Origin of the sequence: uncultured Solobacterium sp. (assembly GCF_963550625.1) — a bacterium.
Lineage (GTDB): Bacteria > Bacillota_I > Bacilli_A > Erysipelotrichales > Erysipelotrichaceae > Bulleidia.
Genome location: NZ_CAUVCV010000004.1, coordinates 21,651 through 46,285, shown reverse-complemented (window position 1 = coordinate 46,285; position 24,635 = coordinate 21,651). Strand labels below are relative to the sequence as shown.

23 protein-coding genes and 1 pseudogene are annotated in these 24,635 nt (G+C 35.5%); 5 read left to right on the top strand and 19 right to left on the bottom strand.

Translation table 11 applies throughout. The features are described 5' to 3' along the window. Window positions 1-15: 15 nt before the first annotated feature. On the top strand, window positions 16-1,131 hold the full coding sequence (locus tag RYK16_RS03780; protein ID WP_314850880.1) for a hypothetical protein: 1,116 nt from the start codon (window positions 16-18) through the stop codon (window positions 1,129-1,131). A gap of 63 nt (window positions 1,132-1,194) precedes the next feature. Here the strand turns inward: RYK16_RS03780 and RYK16_RS03775 are convergent, their stop codons facing one another. From RYK16_RS03775 to sufC, 9 genes are all read right to left on the bottom strand, one after another. Beyond that, complete coding sequence (locus RYK16_RS03775) at window positions 1,195-3,672, bottom strand: metallophosphoesterase (protein ID WP_314850879.1); 2,478 nt, start codon at window positions 3,670-3,672, stop codon at window positions 1,195-1,197. Window positions 3,673-3,774: 102 nt separating this feature from the next. After that, window positions 3,775-4,980, bottom strand: coding sequence for an FprA family A-type flavoprotein (locus RYK16_RS03770; RefSeq protein ID WP_314850877.1), 1,206 nt, complete (start codon window positions 4,978-4,980; stop codon window positions 3,775-3,777). A gap of 94 nt (window positions 4,981-5,074) precedes the next feature. After that, window positions 5,075-5,926 (bottom strand): DegV family protein, encoded by an 852-nt coding sequence (locus tag RYK16_RS03765; RefSeq protein ID WP_314850875.1) that lies wholly within the window; start codon window positions 5,924-5,926, stop codon window positions 5,075-5,077. 83 nt (window positions 5,927-6,009) lie between these two features. Further along, window positions 6,010-6,531 (bottom strand): 5-formyltetrahydrofolate cyclo-ligase, encoded by a 522-nt coding sequence (locus tag RYK16_RS03760; RefSeq protein ID WP_314850874.1) that lies wholly within the window; start codon window positions 6,529-6,531, stop codon window positions 6,010-6,012. After that, the gene (sufB, locus tag RYK16_RS03755) at window positions 6,524-7,951 is read right to left on the bottom strand and encodes a Fe-S cluster assembly protein SufB (RefSeq protein ID WP_314850872.1); all 1,428 of its coding nucleotides are present in this window, start codon (window positions 7,949-7,951) and stop codon (window positions 6,524-6,526) included. Before sufB ends, RYK16_RS03760 begins: the two co-directional genes overlap by 8 nt. Continuing rightward, window positions 7,948-8,403: a Fe-S cluster assembly sulfur transfer protein SufU gene (gene sufU, locus RYK16_RS03750; protein ID WP_314850870.1), complete on the bottom strand. Its 456-nt coding sequence runs from the start codon at window positions 8,401-8,403 to the stop codon at window positions 7,948-7,950. Before sufU ends, sufB begins: the two co-directional genes overlap by 4 nt. A gap of 13 nt (window positions 8,404-8,416) precedes the next feature. Further along, window positions 8,417-9,637: a cysteine desulfurase gene (locus RYK16_RS03745; protein ID WP_314850868.1), complete on the bottom strand. Its 1,221-nt coding sequence runs from the start codon at window positions 9,635-9,637 to the stop codon at window positions 8,417-8,419. Beyond that, window positions 9,634-10,434, bottom strand: coding sequence for a SufD family Fe-S cluster assembly protein (locus tag RYK16_RS03740; protein WP_314850866.1), 801 nt, complete (start codon window positions 10,432-10,434; stop codon window positions 9,634-9,636). Before RYK16_RS03740 ends, RYK16_RS03745 begins: the two co-directional genes overlap by 4 nt. After that, on the bottom strand, window positions 10,434-11,276 hold the full coding sequence (sufC, locus tag RYK16_RS03735; RefSeq protein WP_314850864.1) for a Fe-S cluster assembly ATPase SufC: 843 nt from the start codon (window positions 11,274-11,276) through the stop codon (window positions 10,434-10,436). The genes RYK16_RS03740 and sufC overlap by 1 nt, the downstream gene beginning before the upstream one ends. Window positions 11,277-11,464: 188 nt before the next feature. On the opposite strand from sufC, the gene RYK16_RS03730 reads away from it, so the two are divergent. From RYK16_RS03730 to RYK16_RS03720, 3 genes are all read left to right on the top strand, one after another. Beyond that, on the top strand, window positions 11,465-12,448 hold the full coding sequence (locus RYK16_RS03730; RefSeq protein WP_314850862.1) for a peptidylprolyl isomerase: 984 nt from the start codon (window positions 11,465-11,467) through the stop codon (window positions 12,446-12,448). Then, window positions 12,448-13,329, top strand: coding sequence for a peptidyl-prolyl cis-trans isomerase (locus tag RYK16_RS03725; RefSeq protein WP_314850860.1), 882 nt, complete (start codon window positions 12,448-12,450; stop codon window positions 13,327-13,329). Before RYK16_RS03730 ends, RYK16_RS03725 begins: the two co-directional genes overlap by 1 nt. Before the next feature lie 62 nt (window positions 13,330-13,391). After that, window positions 13,392-13,790, top strand: coding sequence for an HIT family protein (locus RYK16_RS03720; protein WP_314850859.1), 399 nt, complete (start codon window positions 13,392-13,394; stop codon window positions 13,788-13,790). A 9-nt stretch (window positions 13,791-13,799) separates the two neighbouring features. On the opposite strand, the gene RYK16_RS03715 is transcribed toward RYK16_RS03720, so the two are convergent. From RYK16_RS03715 to RYK16_RS03700, 4 genes are read right to left on the bottom strand one after another with little or no spacing between them, the layout of a single operon-like run. Continuing rightward, the gene (locus tag RYK16_RS03715; protein ID WP_314850858.1) at window positions 13,800-14,531 is read right to left on the bottom strand and encodes a glutamine amidotransferase; all 732 of its coding nucleotides are present in this window, start codon (window positions 14,529-14,531) and stop codon (window positions 13,800-13,802) included. Between the two features lie 2 nt (window positions 14,532-14,533). Further along, window positions 14,534-15,841 (bottom strand): MurT ligase domain-containing protein, encoded by a 1,308-nt coding sequence (locus RYK16_RS03710; RefSeq protein ID WP_314850857.1) that lies wholly within the window; start codon window positions 15,839-15,841, stop codon window positions 14,534-14,536. Window positions 15,842-15,843: 2 nt separating this feature from the next. After that, window positions 15,844-16,785 (bottom strand): HD domain-containing protein, encoded by a 942-nt coding sequence (locus RYK16_RS03705; RefSeq protein ID WP_314850855.1) that lies wholly within the window; start codon window positions 16,783-16,785, stop codon window positions 15,844-15,846. Then, on the bottom strand, window positions 16,772-17,926 hold the full coding sequence (locus tag RYK16_RS03700; RefSeq protein ID WP_314850853.1) for a RecX family transcriptional regulator: 1,155 nt from the start codon (window positions 17,924-17,926) through the stop codon (window positions 16,772-16,774). Before RYK16_RS03700 ends, RYK16_RS03705 begins: the two co-directional genes overlap by 14 nt. A gap of 204 nt (window positions 17,927-18,130) precedes the next feature. Here RYK16_RS03700 and RYK16_RS03695 point away from each other — a divergent pair, with 204 nt between their 5' ends. After that, entirely contained in the window at window positions 18,131-19,375 is a 1,245-nt protein-coding gene (locus RYK16_RS03695; RefSeq protein ID WP_314850852.1) for a carbohydrate-binding domain-containing protein, read from the top strand. Between the two features lie 69 nt (window positions 19,376-19,444). Here RYK16_RS03695 and RYK16_RS03690 read toward each other — a convergent pair whose 3' ends face one another. The 6 genes and pseudogenes from RYK16_RS03690 to RYK16_RS08360 all read right to left on the bottom strand — a co-directional run. Beyond that, a complete protein-coding gene (locus RYK16_RS03690; protein WP_314850850.1) occupies window positions 19,445-20,059 on the bottom strand; it encodes a V-type ATP synthase subunit D in 615 nt (204 codons plus the stop codon). A gap of 2 nt (window positions 20,060-20,061) precedes the next feature. After that, entirely contained in the window at window positions 20,062-21,480 is a 1,419-nt protein-coding gene (locus tag RYK16_RS03685; protein WP_006526330.1) for a V-type ATP synthase subunit B, read from the bottom strand. 15 nt (window positions 21,481-21,495) lie between these two features. Beyond that, entirely contained in the window at window positions 21,496-23,250 is a 1,755-nt protein-coding gene (locus tag RYK16_RS03680) for a V-type ATP synthase subunit A (protein ID WP_314850961.1), read from the bottom strand. After that, entirely contained in the window at window positions 23,240-23,848 is a 609-nt protein-coding gene (locus tag RYK16_RS03675) for a V-type ATP synthase subunit E family protein (RefSeq protein ID WP_314850848.1), read from the bottom strand. The genes RYK16_RS03680 and RYK16_RS03675 overlap by 11 nt, the downstream gene beginning before the upstream one ends. Before the next feature lie 9 nt (window positions 23,849-23,857). Then, complete coding sequence (locus RYK16_RS03670) at window positions 23,858-24,166, bottom strand: V-type ATP synthase subunit F (RefSeq protein WP_314850847.1); 309 nt, start codon at window positions 24,164-24,166, stop codon at window positions 23,858-23,860. Between the two features lie 9 nt (window positions 24,167-24,175). Then, a pseudogene (locus tag RYK16_RS08360) lies at window positions 24,176-24,388 on the bottom strand (ATP synthase subunit C); the annotation flags it as partial. Window positions 24,389-24,635 lie beyond the last annotated feature (247 nt).

Sequence of the window (24,635 nt, the reverse complement as noted above, 5' to 3'; positions counted from 1 at the left end):
AAATGGAGGTACCTTATGCAACATTATGATAATTTTTTAAACCTCAGTTGCGATACAATGATTGCAACTGAAAAAGATGGCTATTACAGCTTTGAAGACACTGTATTCTATGGTGAAAAAGGTGGCATGCCAGGAGATAAAGGAACAATTAACGGCTTAGAAGTCATTGATTTAAAATGGGAAGATGATATCCTCTATCACAAAGTAGATGGCATTTTAAAAAACCCTATTCACATGGAAGTTGATAAAGAAACACGTATCATTAATACTACTGTACAGAGTGCATATCATCTACTAGATGGCTATTATGGCAAGATGGGACTCTATATCGTTGCGATTGGTGTGACTTCACCAGAAAATCAATGGTATGAAGTTAACAGCAAAGACCTAGATGAAAAACATCTAGAAGAAGTACAAAACTTCATGAATGATACCCTACTACAAGATATTCCAGCAGAGTTTACATACTATAAAGGCAGCGAATATCCAAATCCAAAATACGCAAATCATGATGAAGTAAGAGTCGTAACTTTTGGTGATATCGACTCTCAACCATGTGGAACTCCACACGTCAATAATGTCAATCAAATTGGTAGTTTTATCATTCTAGGAAGTGAAAAGACATCACGTGGTACACGTATCTATACAACCGTTAGTTGGGCAACAAATATTAAGTTGAAGAAGTACTATAACTTAATTCAAGAATTGCGTAAAACCCTCAATGGTAAAGAAGATGATATCCTAGAAAACATCCAAAGTTTACGCAACACAAACAAGGTATATAAAAAACAAATTGAAGATCTTCAAAAAGAACTAACAACCTATAAGGTACAAGAAATTCTTCAAATGGAAGATAACGTACTAGTAGATGTTGTGGATGTTAGTCTATTACGTCCAGTATCACAAGCTCTACTAACTGAAGTATCTTCCACAAAAATCTTGATTACAACTTCTGAAGAAATAACTGATTTCTCAATCATTTCACCAGAAGGAAAAGCAAGAGATATCTACGCAGCTATACAAGAATCATTAGAAGCAAGCGGTGGTGGCTCGCCAAAGATAGTTACCGCACGCTCAACTAAACAAAAATGCGCTGTCATTGAACTACTAAAAAAGAATATCAAACAGTGAAATATATAAATTAAACCAACATCAGATTCTCAATAGAATTTGATGTTGGTTTTAATCAGATAATTATTTCTTTTTGCTCTTAATTAATTTAGGCTGAATTGTCCATTCTCTAATAACATTACATTCCTTTAGATATTGCATACTTCTCATTTTATTAGAAACTCTGTAGATGTCAGTATCTAAATATGTTTTTTTGAGACTTATACTACTCTGAAATAATTTTGGCAATAGTGATGATTGATAATTCAAATATAATTTTGGACATTGTTCTTCGAGTAGAGTTGATAAATCTGAATAAATCTCTTTGTTAATAATATCTTCAGCTGAATATGGAATTAACTTACCATTTGGATAAACATAAATGTGATTATAAAAATCTATATCCACAATCGCTCCATGAATAGTTCCACTACCACCAATAGACTGAATATACTTTGAAACTTTTGTTTGAAGTTCAGAATATTTGTTATATGGTTCTAAAACAATATCTACCTGCTCATCCATATATGTATAGTAATAATCTGGATCATAATCAGCTAGTTTCACTGTTCCACCACGAAGAATACGATACTTATTATTATATTTGTTCATAAATAGATAGAATCCGTTCTTCTTAATCATAATAACTGGTAAATCAGAATTATAATTAACATCAATATTTTTTCCTCGATTAAAATTCAAATAAGTTAATGCTGAAATTTTATGAATTCCATCTTTATAGTTTTCTAATGTGTCGTATCTACCACAGAAATTGAAGTGATTTAAATTAAATTTCTTTTCTTTATAACCAATTTGATTATCCGCGAATATATGATCATCCAAATCATTTTTGAAATAATTCCGGTGCGTGTGACCATGCAGATATATCCAATTCTTATTATTTTTTTCTTTTGACCAATCAGACTTTGGCATATGACTTGCTATAACAACTTGATGAGAAGGAATAGCTTTATTTAATTTCTTATATAATTTTTCAATTTTTTTCGATTCGAAAATTTCTTCCTTTCTTGTTAATGAATCACGGTAAATACCATTAGTTGCATTAAATTCTTTGTTTAACCCTGCAAAGCCAATTCCACCAAAGACTATTAAACGACTATTTCGTACTGCTTTTTGAATCTCGGTATTACTCATTTTAAGTAATTTATCTTCCGAGTATCTTATTAAGCGAGATGCACAGTATTCGCCATCTTTAATGACCAACATACTATTATCCAGTAACTCAATATTTAATTTTTTACATAATTTTTTATATTTGTTCAATTGAACTCGATACTTTGATTCCCATAATTCATGATTACCTAAAACTAGTATTATATCTTTAAATTTGAATTTATCCGATAATACTTCTAAAAAGTATTTATTTATCTCATACGAAGAAGAAATATCTCCTAGTATAAACATTGGAGAATAATTGGAATAGACATAAGAATCACTATCGTCTTCATCCTCATCCGCACTTCTATTTATTGATGTATATAATTCATTAACTTTCTTCTCTATATACATTGGTATTTCATAATCATAACCTAAAGAAAGATTATTAATCTTATGGTCTAAATGCAAATCTGATATATAGTAAGCAAAGTAATCAGAAAAATAATCAAAATTATATAATGCAGGAAGCTTAGATTCTGGATTATATAATTCCAAACTAGAACTTGATAAAATATTTAATAAATTTCTACTAGTATAATAATTAGGATCATCGTACAGGGCATTATCAAGATTAAAATCTTCTAAATTAACACCATTTAGATTATAGCCTCGTAAATCGGAATTAGATAACTCATTATTTAAATATTTGGAAAACTCTGTAAATGTATCAAACCATTCAGTTCTACTATACTCGTTAAACTTACCATCTTCAGATACCAGTGAGTATTTAACGCTAAAATTTAAATTAGTTATAGCATTATTTGCATTATTATTTTTGTGGAACTTTTTACTACAAATAATTTCATCAACCGCAATTGCATTCGGATATAAACTGATATCTTTACGTAATACATATGCGCCTGTAAAATCCATCTCTTTTCTAGCTGATTTGGGAACTGGAACATTTATTAAATTAACGCCAATTAAACTAAAATTATTTGCTCTATATAAATCTATAATATTTCTAAAAGATAGAATTTCGTATGATGTATTAAGGGCTTTCACCCCATCAGCAAAGATATATTTTTCTAAATAATATCTTTTATCATAGTAGTTATAAGATATAGAACTCGGATCAACCTTTACTTCAAGAGTTTTTCCTAATAATGCATGAGAAATTACCTTTCTCAAATTTTTCGTATTAGGTAAATACGATAATCCTTCGTCTCCAAATATTACTGCCACTTTCATGCAGTTACGAAAATCCAAATATTCGCTCGGTAATTTTTTTAAAATCTCAATATCACCAGTTAAAATTAAATCTGTAAGTATATTACCTTCATAAATCTGTCTATTATCATAAATATAATTTTTTATAGACTTCTTTGTTTTTGCTTGTAAGACAAAATTAATTATTGTATTTAAATCAAGAGAATTTTTCATGATTACCTCACATATAACTACTTTACTATAATCTATCACTTATTTTCAGACAGTATCTATATTATTGTGAAAAAAGAGCGCTTATAACCAAGCACTCTTAATTTATTTTTCTAATGATGCGACAATCGCATCTGCTAACTTTTCAATTTCAGCTAAGCTATCTTCCTTAACAGCAGACTTTACAGTAACCTTTGGCTCAAGAATCACTGTATTCTTCCAAGTGGAAATTTGTTTTTCCATAAGAAGTTTTGCGGTTGGAACCCAAGAACCATTTTCAATTAATCCAACTGTACGATTTGCTAGACTATGATTCTTAATTTCAGACAACAAGTGTTGTACTGTATCAAATACTTCAGCGTTATAAGATGCAGCCGCAAACACAAGCGTAGAATACTGGAATGCTGTCGATAACATGATTGATAAATCTGTCTTGGATGTATCAAATACCTTTACGTTGTGAATGCCCTTCTCTGCAAGTTTCATCGCTAAGATATCAGCTGCAAGTGCTGTATTGTTATACACAGAACCATAGAATATCGCAACAGAATTTACCTCATAACTATATGAAGTCCACTTATCATAAAGACTAATAATCTTATCAAAGTCCTTGCGCCAAATGTGTGCATGTAAAGGACAGATCATTTCAATTTCAAAGTTACGAACCTTTTTTAATACTGCAGATGCCTGCATGCCATACTTACCAACGATACAGGTATAGTAGCGTCTACATTCATCCTTCCAATCGTGTTCCCAATCAACTTCATCCGCAAACACATTACCGCTCATTGCACCAAAGCAACCAAACACGTCTGCACTAAATAATACCTTTGCTGTTTCATCATAGGTCACAATGACTTCTGGCCAATGTACCATTGGTGCAGTCATAAATTTCAAGTTATGCTTACCAAGGCACAATGTATCATTTTCTTTTACGACGATAGAACGACTATCCGTTTCAAAACGATAGAACTGATTCATCATTCTGAATGCCTGCAAAGAACCTATTAATTTCATATCTGGATACATCTGAACAAGCTGTGGAATAATCGCACAATGGTCAGGCTCCATGTGGTTAACAATCATATAGTCTAATGCTCTACCCTGCAAAGCATATTCCAAGTTATCAAAGAATTGCTGCGCTACATTATAATCAATGCCATCTACTAGACATGTCTTTTCATCTAGAATTAAGTAGTTATTGTATGACATTCCTGCAGGAACACTATACGTATTTTCGAACTTTTCAAGGCGTCTATCAGAGGCACCTAGCCAATAAATATCATCATGAATCTTTCTAACGTTATACATAATATTTTCTCCCGACAATTAGTATATAACTTTTATAATAAAAATTGTGAAAATACTATCTCACAAAAAAGATACAGATTACTCTGTACCTAGCTTATTTTGTGCGAAATCCTGCGATACCAAAGGCACCAGGTCCACCATGTGTAGTAATAACACCACCACATTGTGTCCAACGAACTTTTGCAACACCCTGGTTATGAAGATACTCTTCTACTTCTGGCTTCAATCCTTCTTCAAAGCCAACTGTAGTACAGCACCATACTTCATCCTTCGCAATTGCGTTATTCACAAGGAAGTCATCCATCATCTTGTAGATGACACGATTCATCTTACCACGATAGTTCTTTCCGGCAACTAGACGTCCATCCTTTGCTTCAATACATGGATGTAAGAGTAATACACCTGCTAATAAAGCTTTTGCATTGCTGACTCTACCACCAGCCACTAAGAACGCTAATGTCTTAGGAATAAATGACATGTGACCTCTAGCAATCAAGTCATTTGCAGCTTTTACTGCCTCATCAATATCCCATTCAGGATGTTCTCGTAATAATTCAGCCATACGAACTAATACTTGACCCTGACCGATAGAATATAACTTTGTATCGATTGCTGTGATATAATCACGATTCTCCATTGCAATCTGCGCACAACCATACGCACAAGTTGTGACAGAAGAATACGCAAGATATAAGATATGCGCTTCTGGATGATCCGCATGAATACGATCAAAAATGTAATCAAAGTCTACGATTGTAGAACCACTTGTCTTTGGAATCTTTAAATTCTTTTCAAAATAATCAATGATGTTAGATGCTGGGAAAGTACCATCATCCTTTGTTTCACCATCAAAAGTAACGTGCATTGGCACAATATAGATACCTTCTTTTTCAGCTATATCCTTTGGAATATCTGCGCCTGATTCGGCTACTAGTACAACTTTCATTAAGCTGTTCTCCTTTATTTATCGTATATATCATACCAAAGAATACATATAGAGTGTATTGATATGAAATCATTTAGCGTATTTTATGCAACGATAATCTCATCTAATGTTACATCATGTGGTTCTACATCTATTTGATCAACTTCTTGTTCCTGAAATGCAACTCCTATTCTATTTCTACAATTCATTAGAACTGAATCATAGTACCCTTTTCCATATCCTGTACGATGATTTTTTGAATCGTAACTACTCAATGGGACAACCATCATGTTAATCTCTCGTACTGGAATCATAACCATAGACTTTGGCTCTAATAATCCAAAATGTGCTGGCTTTAAATCATGATAGGAATCTATTCTATAAAACTGTAAGGTTTTTCCTACCACCTTTGGAACACATACTGTAATATTGTTCGCAAAACAAAATTCAAGAATTTCCGATGTATCTAATTCATCTTTGACAGAAACATAACATCCTATAATCATGCCTGCATGTATCCTCGAGATTATCTCTTGGCATACCGCATGACTTTTCTCTCTACGTTCTTTCAAAGATAAGAAAGCACGTGCTTGTAATCCTTTCGCACGTGCAATGTTTTTATCCAACGGATCCACTCATATCCAGTTTCATCAACTGGTTCAATTCTACTGCGTATTCCATCGGTAATTCTCTTGTAAACGGCTCTAGGAATCCCATGACAATCATTTCTGTTGCTTGTTCTTCGCTTAAACCACGTGACATCAAATAGAATAATTGATCTTCAGAAATCTTGGAAACTTTCGCTTCGTGTTCAATCGTAGAGGAGTTATTCATATTTGAGTTTGTAGGAATCGTATCACTCTTAGAGATATTGTCTAAAATTAATGTATCACATTCAATGTGGGCCTTTGAGTTTCTCGCAGCTGGTGTAAAGTGTACTTCATCACGGAAGTTTGTTACACCACCATTACGTGATACTGATTTAGAAATAATAGAAGAACGTGTATTAGGAGCAGCATGAATCATCTTAGAACCTGTATCCTGAAACTGACCCTTTGAACCTACACCAATTGAGATACAAAGACCAGTTGCACCTTCTCCTGCAAGAATGCATGATGGATACTTCATAGAAATTCTAGAACCGATATTACCATCGATCCATTCCATTGTTCCACCTGCATCAACTCTTGCACGCTTTGTTACTAAGTTTAAGATATTGCCTGACCAGTTCTGTACAGATGAATAACGACACTTTGCATTCTTACCAACATAAACTTCAACGACTGCCGCATGTAAGGAGTCCTTGGAATATTGTGGTGCTGTACAACCTTCTACATAGGAACATTCAGCACCATCATCAACGATGATGATTGTTCTTTCAAACTGTCCCATGGATTCAGAATTAATACGGAAATAAGACTGTAAAGGTTTTTCTAACTTAACACCCTTAGGTACATAGATAAAACTACCACCAGACCATACTGCACTATTTAATGCTGATAACTTGTTATCACCAGCACTAACAATCTTTCCAAAGTATTGCTTAAAGATTTCCGGATGTTCCTTTAATGCAGAGTCAATATCCAAGAAGATAACACCCTTCTCTTCAACTTCCTTAAGCATGTTGTGATATACAGCTTCTGATTCATATTGTGTAGTTACACCTGCTAAGAACTTGCGTTCTGCTTCAGGAATACCTAATTTTTCAAATGTATTCTTTACTTCTTCAGGAACTTCTTCCCAACTCTTTTCTGTTTCTTGAGAGACCTTACGATAGTATGTAAAATCTTGGAAATCAATTTCACTTAAATCTGGTCCCCACTTTGGCATAGGCTTCTTCATAAAGATGTTATAAGCCTCTACACGCTTTTCAGTCATCCATTCAGGTTCATGCTTGTATGCTGAAATCTGTCTTACAACTTCTTCTGAAATACCCTTACCAGTATCTATGATGGACTTCACGTCATCATGGAAACCATATTTATAATCATCCTGGGAAGAAAGAACTGCTTCATCTTCTGAAGTTAGCTTAATCTGTTCGCTCATTTCTTACCCTCACTTTCATCAATCATTTGTTCAATCGCATCCCAACCGATGGTTGCACATTTAATACGATTGGCTTGTTTATAAACATTCTTCAACGCAACTGCTTCTTGTAAAAGTTCCGGATCATATGGTTGTTCGTTAATCATCGCAAAATAATTCTGAATGATTACACGTGCCTCTTCCAATGTCTTTCCCTTTAATAAGTCTGTCATCATTGAAGTACTCGCTGTTGAAATTGTACAAGCAACACCTTCAAAGCGAATATCCTGAATTACACCATCCTTGATATCGGACTGCACCGTAATATCGTCAATACAGCTATCTGAAGCCATATGAACAGATAAGTAACGATCGTCTTTTACCAACTTATGATTATGTGGATATTGATAATGATCCATGATTAACTCTCGAAGTATCTGTGGATCATTAATAAAACTTTCTACTTCACTCATTGTTTGTACTCCTTTAGAAGAAGATGCCTACTGCATTTTCTAAACTAATGTTTTTAGCAACCTCAATAAAACGATCTACTTCTTCTTTTGTATTGTAAAAATATAGCGATGCACGAATTGTTTGATCCGTACCAATTACTTCATGTAACACCTTAGCACAATGATTGCCAGAACGTACCGCAATATGATTTGCGCCTAGATAGCCAGCCGCATCCTGTGCAAATACTCCTTTCGCATTAAATGTGATAGGTCCAGAAGTATTATTTGGGTTATAGAATTCAATGTTATCTAATTCTTTTAACTTTTCTGCAAAGTATGCACGTAGTTCCTTTTCATATGCACTGATATTTTCCATACCAATGGACATTAGATATTCTGCTGCAGCACCTAAACCGATAACACCTTCAATGTTTGGTGTACCCGCTTCAAACTTAATAGGTGCATTCTTTAAAATGACATCGGCATCTGAAGTAAAGCGTGCGTTCATACCACCACCGAGTAGTAATGGCTCCATATGGTCTAGTAATTCATACTTACCGTAAAGAACACCGACACCATCAGGTCCACACATCTTGTGTGATGAAAAACCTAAGAAATCAATATCAAGTGCCTTAACATCGATTGGATGATGAGGAACACTCTGCGCCCCATCCACAACCATTAAAGCACCTACTTCATGCGCTAATGTTGTCATCTCTTGGATTGGTTGTAAAGCACCCATTACATTTGTAACATGCGCTACGGTAACCACCTTAACTTCAGCGTTTAATAACTTCTTATATTCATCCAGAATAACCACACCATGGTTATCTACTGGAACATATTGAATCTTTATACCAAGTTCTTTTTCTAAACGATACCAAGGTAAAAGATTGCTAGCATGTTCATTGAGTGTTGTAAGAATTACATCACCTTTTTTTAACCAACCCTTACCAAGACCATAGGCAATCTGGTTTAATGTCGCTGTAATATTTGCAGTGAATGCGACTTCACGAGGTTGACAATTGATAAATCTAGCAATAATCTTGCGTGTATTATCATATGCACGGTCTGCTTTGATTGCAGTCTCATAATCACCACGTTCTACATTTGATGTAAAGTGGCAGTAGAAATTACAGATTGCATCAATTACAGCCTTTGGTTTATATGTAGTCGCACCATTATCTAAATAAATTAACTCCGGATGATTTACAATCATCGGAAAATCTTGACGAATCTTTTCTACATCAATCATAAGTTTGCTAGCTTCGCCTCCATTTCTACACGAAGTTCCTGCTGGAGAGTTTCATTACTTAAAAATTGTGTAATTGGATACATATAACCAGAACTAATCAATGATGTACATTGACGTTGATCTAAACCACGTGATTGTAGATAGTACAACTGCTCACGATCAATTCTACCAATTGTTAAAGCATGACTTGCCTGAACATCATTTTCATCAATCAATAGTTCAGGAATCACTGTGGAACTCTGTCCATCATCAAAGCACATTACACGTGACTTCTGATGACTTTCTGAACGAGAAGCACCTTTTACAATCTTACCAATCGCATCGATAAATAACTTACCACCCTTTAATACAACCGCAAAGTTATCAATATTCGCTAATGTATGTTGAGCAAAATTTACAACGTTCTGTTTGTAATTCTTATCGGATGCTACGAGTGATGAAGAAACTAAATGACCATACGCACCAGGCTCTCTTAAAGCCATGTATGTATTACGCTTCACTGGATATGGGTTAACTTCACAATGAGCAACCTCAACATTCGCATTACGTAATACATCATGCGTCTCATCAATCTCAATCATATGTTCATTGTCATTCCAGAACAGATATTTAACTTGTGCATCAGCGTAAGCAAATGTACGAATACGTAATTTACCGCAGTTTTTGATACGTACAAATACTTCATATTCGCCCGCATCTGCACTAAAAGTTAATTCAATATCGCGCTCAGTATCAATCTCAAATTGACTGAAAGCATCACGTAATTGAATATCTGTATCTACATGAATCATTTCCATTACTTTTTAGCCTCAGCTTCTGCGGCAGTACGAACGGCACAACTTCCAATTGTATTTGCTGGACGACGAGCAGCCTTCTTTTCATGAGGTGCTTCAATACCATACTCAGCATAAATCCAATCATAACCTTCTGTATCAATCTTACGAGCTAATTGACCATCACCTTCAAGTACGACTTTTCCATCTACTAATACGTGTGTATATTGAGGTTCAATTAATTCGAAGAAACGATCATAGTGAGAAACAATCATTAATGACATGCCTGTTTCTGCACGTAGATTATTGATAGCATTCGCTACAATATGCATCGCATCAACGTCAAGGCCTGAGTCAATCTCATCTAACATTGATAAGGATGGACGTAACATCTCCATCTGTACAATTTCATTTCTCTTCTTTTCACCACCAGAGAATCCTTCATTTAAGAAGCGGTGAGCAAGATCTTCTTTCATTTGTAAATCTTGGATCGTCTTTTCCATAGACTTAATAAATGTAAATAATGGAACTGGAGACTCACGACGTACATTCATTGCAGCACGTAAAAAGTCACTGTTTGTAACACCTGGAATTTCTTGAGGATACTGCATTGCTAAGAATAAACCAGCAACACTTCTCTCATTTACAGGCATCGCCAATACATCTTTTCCATCATATGTAATAGAACCCTTTGTAACAGTATATACAGGATTACCCATAATCGCTGCGAGTAATGTTGATTTACCATTACCATTTGGGCCCATTAAGGCGTGAACCTCATTTTCGCCTATTGTGAGGTTAACACCCTTTAAAATTTCTTTATCCTCCACTGATACGTGGAGATCTCTAATCTCTAAAGTTTTCACACAATCACCTTCATTCCGCTACTTATTGTAACATCTTCCGGCAAATTCTTGGGATTATACTATCTCACTTGTGAAAATTTCTTATATTGTGATTCTTCACACAAAGTTCAGTGAATGAAAATTGCATTTAAATCGCTTTTACACTATAATAAATAAGCGTTTTTACGTATAAAAATTTAGGAGGTATTATGGGCAAATTCTTGAAAAAGAACTGGTTTGTAATGTTAGTGGTAGCAATCTTTCTTGCTATCAGTGTTTATTACATTTACGATACAAACAAAGGAAAACTAAAAGGTAAACAAACAAACGGAGAAGATGTCGTTTATTCTATCGATGATAACGATACAACGGCTTCCGAATTCTATGAAACACTCTTTAGAACAAATGGTTCAAATGCTCAATTGACATTGTTCAAACGTACGGTAGCCGATGCTAGTATTTCTACAACAAATGAAATCAAAGATGCAGCTGCTAAGCAAGCTGAATCAATTATTGCTAACTATAAGAATTCTTATGGTGCAAACTATGAAGCTAAGTTACATGCAGATATGGCAAAAACTGGTTATACAGATTTAGAAGAATATTTAATTCAACAACAGAAAGTAAACCAGTTAACAGCTGAATACGCAAAAGAACATTTTGATGAACTAAAGATTCGTCAAGTATCCTACATCTTGATTAAGTTCACAGATAGAAACAACCCTACTGCTGAGCCTACAGAAGATGAAGCAGCTAGAATGAAAGCTGTTGATGATGAATTAGCAGCTGGTGATGATTTCGCTACAGTAGCTTCCAAGCACAGCGAAGATACATCAACATCAGTTAACGGTGGTGTATTAGGTGTTATCGATAAGAACACATCTACATTGGATGCTGCATTCTTAGAAGCTTCCCTCGCCCTCAATGAAGGCGAAGTAAGTAAGTGGGTACGTTCTTCAAACTTTGGTTACTTCAGAATTATTGCTAACGCAACAACACAAGCTAAGTTAGAAGAAGTTGCTGGAGATAACCCATACTTAACTTTAGTTCAAAACTACGACACAACTCTTTCAAACCAAGCTCTTTGGGCTAAGGCTAAAGAATTAGGTATTGATTTCAAGGGTAATACAGAACTTGAAAACTCCATCAAGAAAGCTATGGGTATTGAGACAGAAAGTGAGGAAACAAAATAATGACAAAGTTTAAGAAACTTACTGCCGTTGTTTGTACTGCTATCCTCTTGTCTGGATTAGCTGGATGTTCTGATGCGGTTGCAAAATTAAAAGATAGCAATGAAGTACTCTTCTCTATCGGTAAGAAGAATATTACTAAAGGTGATGTATTCACATTAATGAAGCAAAATGCTGGTGCTACTACTGTTGTTAACGAAGCAAGTAAAGCAATTGCTCAAGCAGAAATTGAAGTAACAGAAAAGATGGAAAAAGAAGCACAACAAAGCTTAGCAAACTACAAGTCAATGTATGGTGATAAATTTGCCACTTATATGAAGAACAATAACTTAGATGAAGATACATACCTAAAGGAATACCTTATCCCTTCTCTACAGGCAAAAGAATTAACAAAGAAGTATATCGATGAAAACTTTGATTCTCTAGTAGATACATACAAACCAGTTAAGGCTACAATCTTAACATTTGAAGCACAAGCTGATGCTGATGCAGCATTAGCTGAATTAAAAGGTGGCAATACTGATTTTGCAGCAGTATCTTCTGCACATAACGGTACTGGTACACCTGTATCACAGATTTACACAACTGAATCATCTGACTTAGATGCATTAGTACGTACTATCATCACTTCAAACTCTCCAAGTGATCCTTGGACAGAGTCACCTGCTAGTGATGGAGCAAAGTTCTATGTTATCAAGGTAGATGAAAATGATGCTTCAAAGATTAAGGATGATGTTGATACAGCTCTACAGAAGATTAATCAAATCTCTGCAGATGCATCTACATACTTCTTCAAGAAGCACAACTTCCACATTTATGATAAGACTATCTACGATGCTGTTAAGGACATGTATCCAGATATTTTAGTACAAGATATGAAATAAAAGTCGCAAAATCATGCGACTTTTTTTACAATATAAATATAGAGAAATGAGAGGAATTAATTATGTGTATATTCTGCGATATTATCGATCATAAGATCCCATCAAAAGTAGTCTATGAAGATGACAATGTGCTAGCAATACTTGATATCTCACAAGTAACCTATGGGCATACAATTGTCATGCCAAAGAAGCATGTAGCAAATATCCTAGAGGCAGATAGTGAAACAGTAAAACAATGTGCTGAGGTTATCTCTAACCTGTCTAAGAAAATCACTCGTGCCACAAAAGCTGAAGGATGTAATATCCTAAATAACTGTGGTGAAGTGGCAGGACAAACAGTACACCACCTACATTTCCATATCATCCCACGCTACAGCACAGATGATGCATGTCAATTCATATTCAACAAATCTAAAACACAAGACTTAGATGAAGTACTTCAAACAATTAAAGGGGCTTAATAGCCCCTTTTACTTTACATTCAATCGTTTTAACATTACATCATGTGCCGCATTCTCAAGAGTATCTTGTAGTGGCTCCAGCTGATTAACTTCATATCTACGATTTAAACCACGAAGAATCACTTCATCCGCAATAGTTGGATTCTTTGGTAATAGCGGACCATGCATGTAAGTTGCGATAGTCTGTACATCCATATAGCCTTCAAAACCACTATCGAATGTATTTCCATGTCCGACAAGTACTTTGCCAAATGGATTGGATACTGCTTTGGTTTGGCCGCCATGGTTTTCAAATCCAACTACAGTTACGTTTTTATCATGAATGTTCGCTTCTACAACAATATTACCAATGCAGCGATGATCACGATCACTACTTTCTGTATAGTAATCATAGATGCCTAAACCATCAATCTTTTGACCATCCTGGTCTAAATAGTATTGACCAAATAATTGATAACCACCACAAATTAATAAGAATGCTGTACCACTTTGCTTTGCCTTTAAAATAGATTCTTTTCGTGCTAGTAAATCTTTATAGATAAGTGTCTGCTCTTTATCTGCTCCTCCACCCAAGAAGAAAATATCATAATCTTCAATATTTCTTTCTTCTTGTAATGTACAAGTATCAACAACGACATCTATCCCACGCTTACTTGTGCGATAACGCAGTGTCTCTATATTTCCTTTATCGCCATAAAGGTCCATGAGGTCATGATACATCCATAAAATCTTTAAATCCATGATTATCGTGCCTCCTTCTTCAAAATACTACGTACAACATGTAAGGCAGTATATGTAGAAAGAATATAACTATCCTTATTAGCTTTATCTAGATACTTGATTGCTTCTTCGAAGTTTTCAATCACTTGAAGATGATCTTCTAAGCCTTCATATTTCAAGCGTAAAGCCATATCATAAGCACGTGTTCCTGAACATATAATCGTATGAATATCCTCTTTGTTTAATCGCTCAAAATGCGCATCCCAAATCCAACTGATATCCCTACCGTCTTGATCGTTATCATTCAAGAAAATAGCGATATTCTTATCACCTGCTTGACTAACAATGTACTTCATTACTTCATTAGCTCCAGTTGGATTCTTCATCAGATTCAATACAGATGGTTTACTTAGTGCAAACACTTCATTACGACCTTCCTTCATAGAGAATGTCTTAAATACAGTATTCGCTGCTTGTAAATCTAAGCCTAATAAACGCATCACAGTTAATACAACTGCACAGTTATAGATTGCATAGATTGTATTCATAAACGAATGATACTTAATACCATCTACTGTGAAGGTCTGATTCTGGTAATCAATTTCTGAGACATACGTATATGGAGAAATCTTACCAAATTGACAAGATGGACATACAAATCTTCCGATGTGAGAATACTGATAATAGTCATACACTAGGCGTGCACCACAATCTGGACAGAACTTACCTTCACTAGCTTCGTTGGTAGTCTTTTGTGATACTTCATTTTCACCAACGGAGAAAAAATGAACTTTTGCTTTCTTTGCATGATTGGCAATACGAACAACGTTAGGGTCATCTCCATTCATGATAAGATCACCTTCAAAGTCTGCTGTTACTTCTTCTATCTTACGAATAATTGTTTCCATCTCTCCTGCTCGATCTAACTGATCGCGGAAAAAGTTATTGACGACAAGTGCTGTTGGTCGTAGTGCTTTAAATTGACGATATAATGTCAATTCATCAACTTCAATTACAGCAACGTCAGCTTTAACATTAAAGTTTGAATCAGAATTGGCCGCTAGTAATGTTGCAATACCTACATTTAAGTTATCCCCACGACTGTTATTAATTACCTTTAAACCTGCTTGCATGAGTGATCTTGCAATAAGGTTTGATGTCGTTGTCTTACCATTTGTCCCTGTTACAAGAATCACATGTTTTGGCATATGGAATTTCTCAATGAAGTGAGGATCCATCTTCAGTGCTAATCGTCCTGGTAAGGAACCACCACGGCCTACTGCAGTTAATGCTTTACGAACAATTTGAACTGCTACTAAACGTAAATCCATGTTTATTCCTTTCCTTTCGGTTTATAGAATTGACGATTTTCTAACGCAAATAATTTTGGTGTCCATGTGCCTGGCTTAATCGATGCGAAAGCCTGACTCAACATATTTAATCGCGCATCTAGATTATCGACTAGGTATAACACTTCTGCTTCCTGTAGTTTTGGCAATACCGGAGAACCAAATTCCATCTTACCGTGATGAGAAAGAATCATATGATGTAAGAAGATTGTCTCTTCGTAGTCTTCTAGATGTTCCTTAGCTGCTACTTCTGTTAACCAACCATTTGCGATAGAAATGTGACCTTCCAGTTTTCCTTCTAAGGTATACTCCGTCGCAATCGCTCCACTCATTTCGGCAGTCTTCCCAATATCATGCATTAATGCACCAGAAACTAGTAAATCATAATCCAACTGTGGGTAGTGCTGGCATAACATCTGACATACTTCAACCATACTAATAGAATGTTCACTTAAACCACCTAAATAATTATGGTGAATTTGCGAAGCAGCAGGATATTCTATAAACTTTCTTCCTGCATGGATTAACATTCCTTTTACCAACTTACGGTATACTTCATTCTGAATGGAATCAAGAATTTCATGAAGTTTACGACTACGTTCTTCTTCACTTTGCGCACTTGAGATTACAAAGTCACTCATATTCACTGTTGATTGATCTAAAGGCTGAATGCGATTAATACGTATCTGTAAATTATGGTTGTAGTCTAGTACTTCAAAGCTTACTTCTTGTACTAAACCAACTTGTACAATATCTTTATCCTCTTGTTTCACATCCCAAAATTTACCATCAATCGTACCAGAGCTATCCTGTACAACTAGAGATAAATATTGAGCGCCTTTATTTGTTGTACCATTCTTTACATCTTTTATTAATAGTGGCAAAACGTATCTTTTGCCAACTTCATATTCACTAATTTTCGTCATAAATCCACTCCATTCTATCCATGTATGCACTTATATCCTCACCATGAAATCCTTGTGTTAAACAATAGCGATAGATACGTGTCTTCAAATCATATCCACGATATTTTCTCTCATATCGTTTGATAGCTTTCTTAATTAACTTTTCTAATAGTACATCTTCATTTTCTTTATTTGAGGAATAATCTAACTCCGGTACAACTTTTTCGATTGTACTGCTCGAATAACCTCTTGTCATTAGTTTATTACGAATCGTATTCTTCGTCTTTGTGACAGATGACTTTTGATTTTGTTTTAAAGTCTTCGTAGCATATGCTAGTGCATATTCATATTCTTTTAATTTCGACTGTTCCATGCATGCAAGAATACAATCTTCATTTATGCCTCGTTGTTTTAACTTGGAGATAATTTGCTTTGGCCCATATAAGCTATTAGATAATGCTTGTATTTGTTCCATACATAATTTTTCATCATCCAGATAACCTTTTTTAACTAGCTTATCCATCAAAACATTTACTTCTTGATAATCTGCAAGTTCAGTTTCTTTTAACCATTTACGCATTTCATAAATCGTTCTATCTTTTAAGGATAGTTTGCGTAAACATCTTTGATACAACTGCTCAGAATCAATATGTTCTTCAAAACTACGTAACTGTTCTTTGCTAATTGTAATACCTTTTCTTAAGCCATACTGTACATAATCATCTAATGTAACCTTAATTTCTTTCGTTAAATTTGGATTGATTTGTATCATTAACTTTGCGTATTTCTTCTGTAAGTCTACACTACGAATATAATACGTTTCTAAAGCATCCTGATAATGATTGAATATATCTTCAAACTTATTTTGAAGCAATTCTTTTCTAAATACTGGAAGTTTTAACTGTGTCTTACAGAGATCAATAAGCGGATCATCAAACGTAGCTTGTAAAATATCAAAATGATACTCTCCTAACTCCATCACATCATTCAAATTCTGAAATGGTAATGTTAGAATTTGAAGTTTCTTATCATAGTGATACCCTTCACTATGACAAGCAATCAAGATTACATCTTGTTGTTTTACTTTTAACCATTGATAGAAGGATGAAATCTGACTTTGTTTTTCAAACGGATATACATTTGTTAAAAATCCAATTCTCATCACTTACTCCTTCTTTAAAAATAATGCTTATCAATATGTACTAATTATACTATTTTGCCTACTCTATCACAATGAAACAGATTGATTTACAATCTTAACAAAGATTTTATATAGCACGCTATATTTAGAAAACTATCACGACTTGTTCATATAATATTCACATTCCACCAATATATTAAATGCAACCAAAGGAGGTTAACAGAAATGAACGGAACAAAACTATATCAAAGAATAGCAATTGTGCCAATCGTAGCACTTGGCTTAGCAGTAGCCGGTTGCAATAAGCAAGCAGATAACGGGACAGTCACTACTACCCCTGCTACAACTGCAAATACTTCAACAACAACGACTACAGGAAAGAATACTACTCTTAACGATTCAAAGAATTCTCCTTTAGATACAACAAATATGTTTACACAAACAGATCTTACACAGACTGTCGATACAACTAACGCAAAGAAGATAACTTTAGAAGATGGTAAGGATGTTACTATCGATACAGCCGGTACTTATGTTATTACCGGTTCCGCAAAGAATTCCACGGTAATTGTTAACGCTTCAGCCGATGCGGAAGTACATCTCGTATTTGATAACGTATCTATCACAAATACGAACAAGCCTGCTGTATATACAGTTAACGCTAAGAACGTATATGTAACAACAACACAGAACTCTACAAATAACCTAACGGTTACTGGTGAATTTACTGAAGACAATGGAGATGATATCGATGCCGTAATCTTTGCAAAAACAAATATTACTCTAAATGGTTTAGGTACATTAAATATCGATTCTTCTGCAAATGGTGTTGCTTCCAATAACGACTTAAAGGTTACTGGTGGTACATATAACGTAAATACAACAAAGCACGGATTCAAAGCTCTTAACAGTATCCGTGTAGCAGATGGAATATTCAACATCAACGCAACAAAGGATGGCTTCCATTCTGAAAATGAAGATGATTTAACAACAGGATATGTATATATCGCTGGTGGTAACTTTACAATCAACTCTGAAGATGATGGTATCCAAGGTACAACTATCACAGAGATTGATGGAGGTACATTTGATATCAATGCTGTTGAAGGAATTGAAGGTACTTACGTACAGATTAATGATGGCACAATCAAAATCTATGCTACAGACGATGGTATCAACGCATCCGAAAAAGCAACAAACTATGATGTACAGATTGAAATCAATGGCGGTAACTTAGATATTACAATGGCTGAGGGTGATACAGATGCCCTTGATGCTAATGGAACATTAACAATCAATGGTGGTTATATCAATATCACAGCTCAATTCGCATTCGACTATGACTTAACTGCCTCATTAAACGATGGAACAGTTATTGTAAATGGAACACAAGTCACATCAATTACCAACTCCATGATGGAAGGTGGCGGAGGTCCAGGCGGACAAGGTGAATTTGGTGGTCCTAGATGACAACCACAATCAACTCTATGGAAACATAGGGTTGATTTTTATAGGAAAAGGAAGGTCATATGACCTTCCCTAATTCTCTTTCTGTGCTTTGATGACTTTCATACGTGAGAACTCTTCACGTTCTTTTTCTTCCAAAGATTCAGTCATTTCTTTAATCGATGATTGATAACGAGGTATCACAACATTCTTTAAAGCATTTGCACGTTTTTGTGTTTTGGAGATTGCATTTGCTAGACGATAGATCGAGTTATCTACTTCCGCTAGTATCAATGTAATCTGCTTTACTTTCTGAAATTGGATGTACGCTTCGTCGATACGTGATGATGTACCCTCCAATCCATATGGTACTTCCATACTCTCAGGCTCATGATAGATGATATTTGGCACTTCGACACCCATAACACTACGATAGGTAAGTTTAATCGAATCATCAACTTTAATATGTTCTGTAATAGCGGTAATCATACCACTGGACATATTTGCCTGTTGTAGTAAGTAGTACCCAGTTTGGTAAGCACTAGTAATCTGTTCACGTAGAATCTTTACCTTCTCTACCTGAGACATCATTTCACGAATCAAGATATTACGCTTACGATCCATTAATTCAAAGCCGTTTTGAGCAAGAGCCAGGGACTTGCGGGCTTTGATAAGATTACCCTTTGTCGCAACTGCCTGCGCTGCCATAACTACTCTTCTCCTTTAATAATTAACTGAATCGTATGCTCAGCGTGTTCAGAGTCGTAGTTAGCTTCAATAATCTTTGGATCAAGACGATCTAACGCTTCCTTAGGAAGTAAGGATAGTAATGCCCAACCAAGTCCAAGTGTTTCCTTCATGGAACGATTCACACGATAACCCTGGCCTAAGAAGATAGATTCAAATCTCTTACCAAACGCAATATATTGCTTATCAAGTGGAGATAATTCATCTTCACCAATAACACTTGCTAAAGATCTTGCATCCTGTACTTTTGCATAACATGCAAATAACTGGTTTGCAACATCCTGGTGGTCTGCTCTTGTATAACCTTCACCAATACCATCCTTCATCAAACGAGATAGTGATGAAAGAATACCGATTGGTGGGTTAATGTTATTGAGATATAAGTCACGATCCAATACAATCTGTCCTTCAGTAATATATCCAGTTAAGTCAGGTACTGGGTGAGTAATATCATCGTTAGGCATCGTTAAGATAGGAATCTGTGTAACAGAACCCTTTCCACCTTTGACGATACCTGCTCTTTCATATAAAGAAGCTAAATCAGAATACATGTATCCAGGGAAACCTTTACGTGAAGGAATTTCACCCTTCGAGGATGAGAACTCACGTACAGCTTCACAATACGCTGTCATATCTGTCAAGATAACAAGAACGTTCATATCACATTCATACGCAAGATATTCAGCAGCTGTTAATGCACAACGTGGCGTCATAATTCTTTCAAGGATTGGGTCATCAGATAAGTTAATAAACATACATACCTTATCCATTACACCTGTCTCTTCAAAAGAACGTCTGAATGTATCCGCTACGTCATTCTTAACACCCATCGCACCAAACACGATACAGAAGTTTTCCGCATCTTGTCCTGTAAGTGATGCTTGTCTAACAATCTGGCTAGCAAGTTTATCATGTGGTAAACCTGAGCCAGAGAAAATAGGTAATTTTTGTCCACGAATTAAAGTATTTAATCCATCAATCGCAGAGATACCTGTATTGATGTAGTTACGTGGATATTCACGAGAAACTGGGTTTAAAGGTTTACCATTTACATCTTCATATTTATTGATGTATACAGGTCCAAGGTTATCAATTGGATCACCTACACCATTAAATGTACGGCCAAGAATTTCTTTGGATACACCTAATACCATTGGATGTCCTAATAACTTTGTCTTTGTGTTTGTTTTACCTAATCCATCTGTTCCTTCAAAAACCTGAATGATGGCACGTTCCCCTTCAATTTCAACAACTCTACCCTTACGTCTTGAGCCATTATTTAAAAGGATTGATACCATTTCTTCGTTTGAAACATTCTTTACATGATCCAACGCAACAAGAGAGCCTTGGATTTCATCTAAACCTAATAACTGTAAACTCATTGAAATCCTCCTCTCTTATTGAATTGACGCTAAAGCCGCATCAATCTTCTCATTGTATGTATCGAGTAATGCTAGATTGTTATTTGGTACATCATATTTCATCTTGATAACTTCATCAAATACACCTGTCTGTGTCATGAGGGATACAGGAATATGCTTTTGAACATATGGTGTACATGCTTGTCTTAAGTAATGAATCACCTTTAACATCTTGTATTGTTTCTCAAGAGAAACGTAAGTATCTTCTGGATGGAAAGAGTTTTGTTGGAGGTATCCAACACGTACAACACGTCCAATCTCTAGTGTTAACTTTTGATCTTCAGGTAATACGTCAGAACCAATCAACTTAACAATTTCCATTAACTGTGCTTCTTCATGCAAAATAGACTGCATCTCTTGACGTAAGTCAATAAAGTCATGTGCTACATTCTTATCATACCAACGTGTTAAATCATCGATATATTCAGAGTAACTGTCTGTCCAGTTTACAGCTGGATAGTGACGCATATATGCAAGTGATTTATCTAAGGCCCAGAAACTACGTACGAAACGTTTTGTATTCTGTGTAACTGGCTCTGAGAAGTCACCACCCTGTGGTGATACTGCACCGATTAAAGTAACAGACCCCTTCTTACCAGATAACGCATCTACCATACCTGCACGTTCATAGAACTGTGCGATACGTGATGGTAAGTATGCTGGGAAGCCTTCTTCTGCAGGCATTTCTTCCAAACGACCAGAAATTTCACGTAAGGCTTCAGCCCAACGAGATGTAGAGTCAGCCATAAGCGCCACATGATATCCCATATCACGATAGTATTCAGCCATAGTAACACCTGTATAGATAGATGCTTCACGTGCAGCTACTGGCATGTTTGAAGTATTCGCAATCAATACCGTACGGTCTAACAATGGCTTGCCAGACTTAGGGTCAATTAATTCAGCAAATTCTTCTAGAACCTGTGTCATTTCATTACCACGTTCACCACAACCTACATAGATGATGATATCCGCATCACACCACTTGGCAATCTGGTGCTGAAGCATTGTCTTACCTGCACCAAAGCCCCCAGGAATCGCAGAAGATCCACCCTTAGCAATTGGAAACATTGTATCGATAACACGCTGTCCAGTAATTAAAGGAATAGAGATTGGCTCACGCTTAATAATTGGACGTGGGTTACGAATAGCCCACTGCTGCATCAGTTTTACTTCGACCTCTGATTCATCAAAGTCACTCTTTACAACAAGTAGTACATCATTAACAGTATACTCTCCACTTGGTAATGCCTTTACAACTGTACCGTTTAAACCAACTGGAATTAAAGAACGGTGTTCAATTAAAGATGTTTCAGGAGTCGTAGCGAAAATCTGTCCTTCTTTTACAGTATCGCCTTCCTTAACTAACATCGTAACATTCCACTTCTTTTCAAGATCTAATGCAGGTACAGATTTACCTTCCGCAATGAAGGCACCCTGTTCCTTAGCAATCTCATCTAATGGTCTTTGAATACCATCATAAATATTACGTAAGATACCAGGACCTAGTGTTGCGTTTAATAAATGACCTGTTCCCTTTACTGGTTCATTTGGTCTCAAACCTGTTGTAGATTCATATACCTGAATCATTGTTTTATCTTCATCAACACGAATAACTTCACCAAGAAGTTCTTTTACACCAACATAAACCATCTCACGCATTGAGAAAGATTTCGTGTTGATGACGGAAATAACTGAACCATTAATTGAATAAATTACATCACTCATGATCGTCACTTCCTTCCGTAATAATGAATCCAGAATGTTCACGGAATAAAAGACGTGCTTCTTCAAGCTTCTCGCTCAAATCACAACGATATTCCATACGATTTTCTAAATCAGAATAAGTAAATCCACCAAAGCGGAAATATCCTGTTTGAACATTCGCTGAAATATTCTTCTCTTTTAACAATTCTTTGAACAATTCTTCATCTTCTTTTCTAACTGTAAAGATACCTGTAGGAGTAACATTAATTAGATTAATATTTTCTACAAGATAATCTCTATATTGACTAGACTTTACAAAGTCTTCAATTTTCTTACTAGCACCTTCTAGCAATTGATTAATAAAATCCATACGAAGCTTTAGTAAATCATGCTTGATCTTTAAAGTTTCTTGGGATAGCTGTGAAGAAGCACTTAAACGTAAATCGTTTGTTTCTTTCTCAAGATAAGCTTCTGTTTCCTTCTTTAGACCTACCATGAAGTAATTCAACTGCTCATCATGCATCATTTGAATTTCCTTCATAACAGTTTCTTCAACTAAAGTAGATTGGTTCAGCATATCGGATTTAATGGATTTGATTATTTTCTCTTCAAATTCTTCCATTGCTCACCTCTATAGTTTTACGCCAATTGCCTCACTGATATAACGGTCAATAGTTTCGCCAATCTTAGCGGAACCATGACGGTCAGAAATCTCAGTAATTAATGGACGTTGTAATACTAATTTCTTTCTTGCGACAACATCAGCCACCTGTTCCATTGCCTTGGTTGTCATTAAGACAATCGCAACATTTGGATCAGCAATCAACTGATTGAGTTTATCTAATATTTCTTGGCGTTCATGTAATACGATGCCTTCAAATCCAGCAAGACGCATTCCCATCAACGTGTCAGTATTATCACTAATACAATATGCTTTCATGCAACTTCCTTAGAGTGCATTGATAATCAAGATAGAAATTAGCAAACCGTAAATCGCTACACCTTCACCAAGGGCAACGAAGATAATTGCACGACCGAAGTTGTCTCCATTTTCAGAAACAGCACCTATAGCAGCTGGAGCAGCAGAAGCAACGGCCCAACCAGCACCTAAACAGGAAGCAGCGACAGAAATCGCAGCAGCGATAAATCCTAGACCCTTTGCTAAATCACCTGTAGCAGCAGTTGTAGTAGCCTCTTCAGCTAAAGCAGTAAATGAGCGAGCTTGGAATAATAATGTAACTAAGAACACACCAGCAAAGATCGCAATCTGTGCAAGAATTCTTGTCTTAGCATTTGTAGTATTAACACCTTTACGTAATAGAATCCATAATGGACCAACAACTAAAATAACAGCAACTAATGGTAATAAAATTTCTTTTGTAGATAATAACATGATTTCTCCTCCTAAA

What these genes read in the sequence shown, in the direction of transcription:
- RYK16_RS03765 (WP_314850875.1), bottom strand. Translation starts at nt 5,926, where the DNA reads ATGAAAGTTGTACTAGTAGCCGAATCAGGCGCAGATATTCCAAAGGAT.
- RYK16_RS03690 (WP_314850850.1), bottom strand. Translation starts at nt 20,059, where the DNA reads ATGGCAGCGCAGGCAGTTGCGACAAAGGGTAATCTTATCAAAGCCCGC.
- RYK16_RS03705 (WP_314850855.1), bottom strand. Translation starts at nt 16,785, where the DNA reads ATGACGAAAATTAGTGAATATGAAGTTGGCAAAAGATACGTTTTGCCA.
- RYK16_RS03710 (WP_314850857.1), bottom strand. Translation starts at nt 15,841, where the DNA reads ATGGATTTACGTTTAGTAGCAGTTCAAATTGTTCGTAAAGCATTAACT.
- RYK16_RS03715 (WP_314850858.1), bottom strand. Translation starts at nt 14,531, where the DNA reads ATGGATTTAAAGATTTTATGGATGTATCATGACCTCATGGACCTTTAT.
- RYK16_RS03695 (WP_314850852.1), top strand. Translation starts at nt 18,131, where the DNA reads ATGAACGGAACAAAACTATATCAAAGAATAGCAATTGTGCCAATCGTA.
- RYK16_RS03720 (WP_314850859.1), top strand. Translation starts at nt 13,392, where the DNA reads ATGTGTATATTCTGCGATATTATCGATCATAAGATCCCATCAAAAGTA.
- RYK16_RS03780 (WP_314850880.1), top strand. Translation starts at nt 16, where the DNA reads ATGCAACATTATGATAATTTTTTAAACCTCAGTTGCGATACAATGATT.
- RYK16_RS03685 (WP_006526330.1), bottom strand. Translation starts at nt 21,480, where the DNA reads ATGAGTTTACAGTTATTAGGTTTAGATGAAATCCAAGGCTCTCTTGTT.
- RYK16_RS03670 (WP_314850847.1), bottom strand. Translation starts at nt 24,166, where the DNA reads ATGAAAGCATATTGTATTAGTGATAATACTGACACGTTGATGGGAATG.
- RYK16_RS03675 (WP_314850848.1), bottom strand. Translation starts at nt 23,848, where the DNA reads ATGGAAGAATTTGAAGAGAAAATAATCAAATCCATTAAATCCGATATG.
- RYK16_RS03730 (WP_314850862.1), top strand. Translation starts at nt 11,465, where the DNA reads ATGGGCAAATTCTTGAAAAAGAACTGGTTTGTAATGTTAGTGGTAGCA.
- RYK16_RS03770 (WP_314850877.1), bottom strand. Translation starts at nt 4,980, where the DNA reads ATGTATAACGTTAGAAAGATTCATGATGATATTTATTGGCTAGGTGCC.
- sufB (WP_314850872.1), bottom strand. Translation starts at nt 7,951, where the DNA reads ATGAGCGAACAGATTAAGCTAACTTCAGAAGATGAAGCAGTTCTTTCT.
- sufU (WP_314850870.1), bottom strand. Translation starts at nt 8,403, where the DNA reads ATGAGTGAAGTAGAAAGTTTTATTAATGATCCACAGATACTTCGAGAG.
- RYK16_RS03700 (WP_314850853.1), bottom strand. Translation starts at nt 17,926, where the DNA reads ATGAGAATTGGATTTTTAACAAATGTATATCCGTTTGAAAAACAAAGT.
- RYK16_RS03745 (WP_314850868.1), bottom strand. Translation starts at nt 9,637, where the DNA reads ATGATTGATGTAGAAAAGATTCGTCAAGATTTTCCGATGATTGTAAAT.
- RYK16_RS03775 (WP_314850879.1), bottom strand. Translation starts at nt 3,672, where the DNA reads ATGAAAAATTCTCTTGATTTAAATACAATAATTAATTTTGTCTTACAA.
- RYK16_RS03740 (WP_314850866.1), bottom strand. Translation starts at nt 10,434, where the DNA reads ATGGAAATGATTCATGTAGATACAGATATTCAATTACGTGATGCTTTC.
- RYK16_RS03725 (WP_314850860.1), top strand. Translation starts at nt 12,448, where the DNA reads ATGACAAAGTTTAAGAAACTTACTGCCGTTGTTTGTACTGCTATCCTC.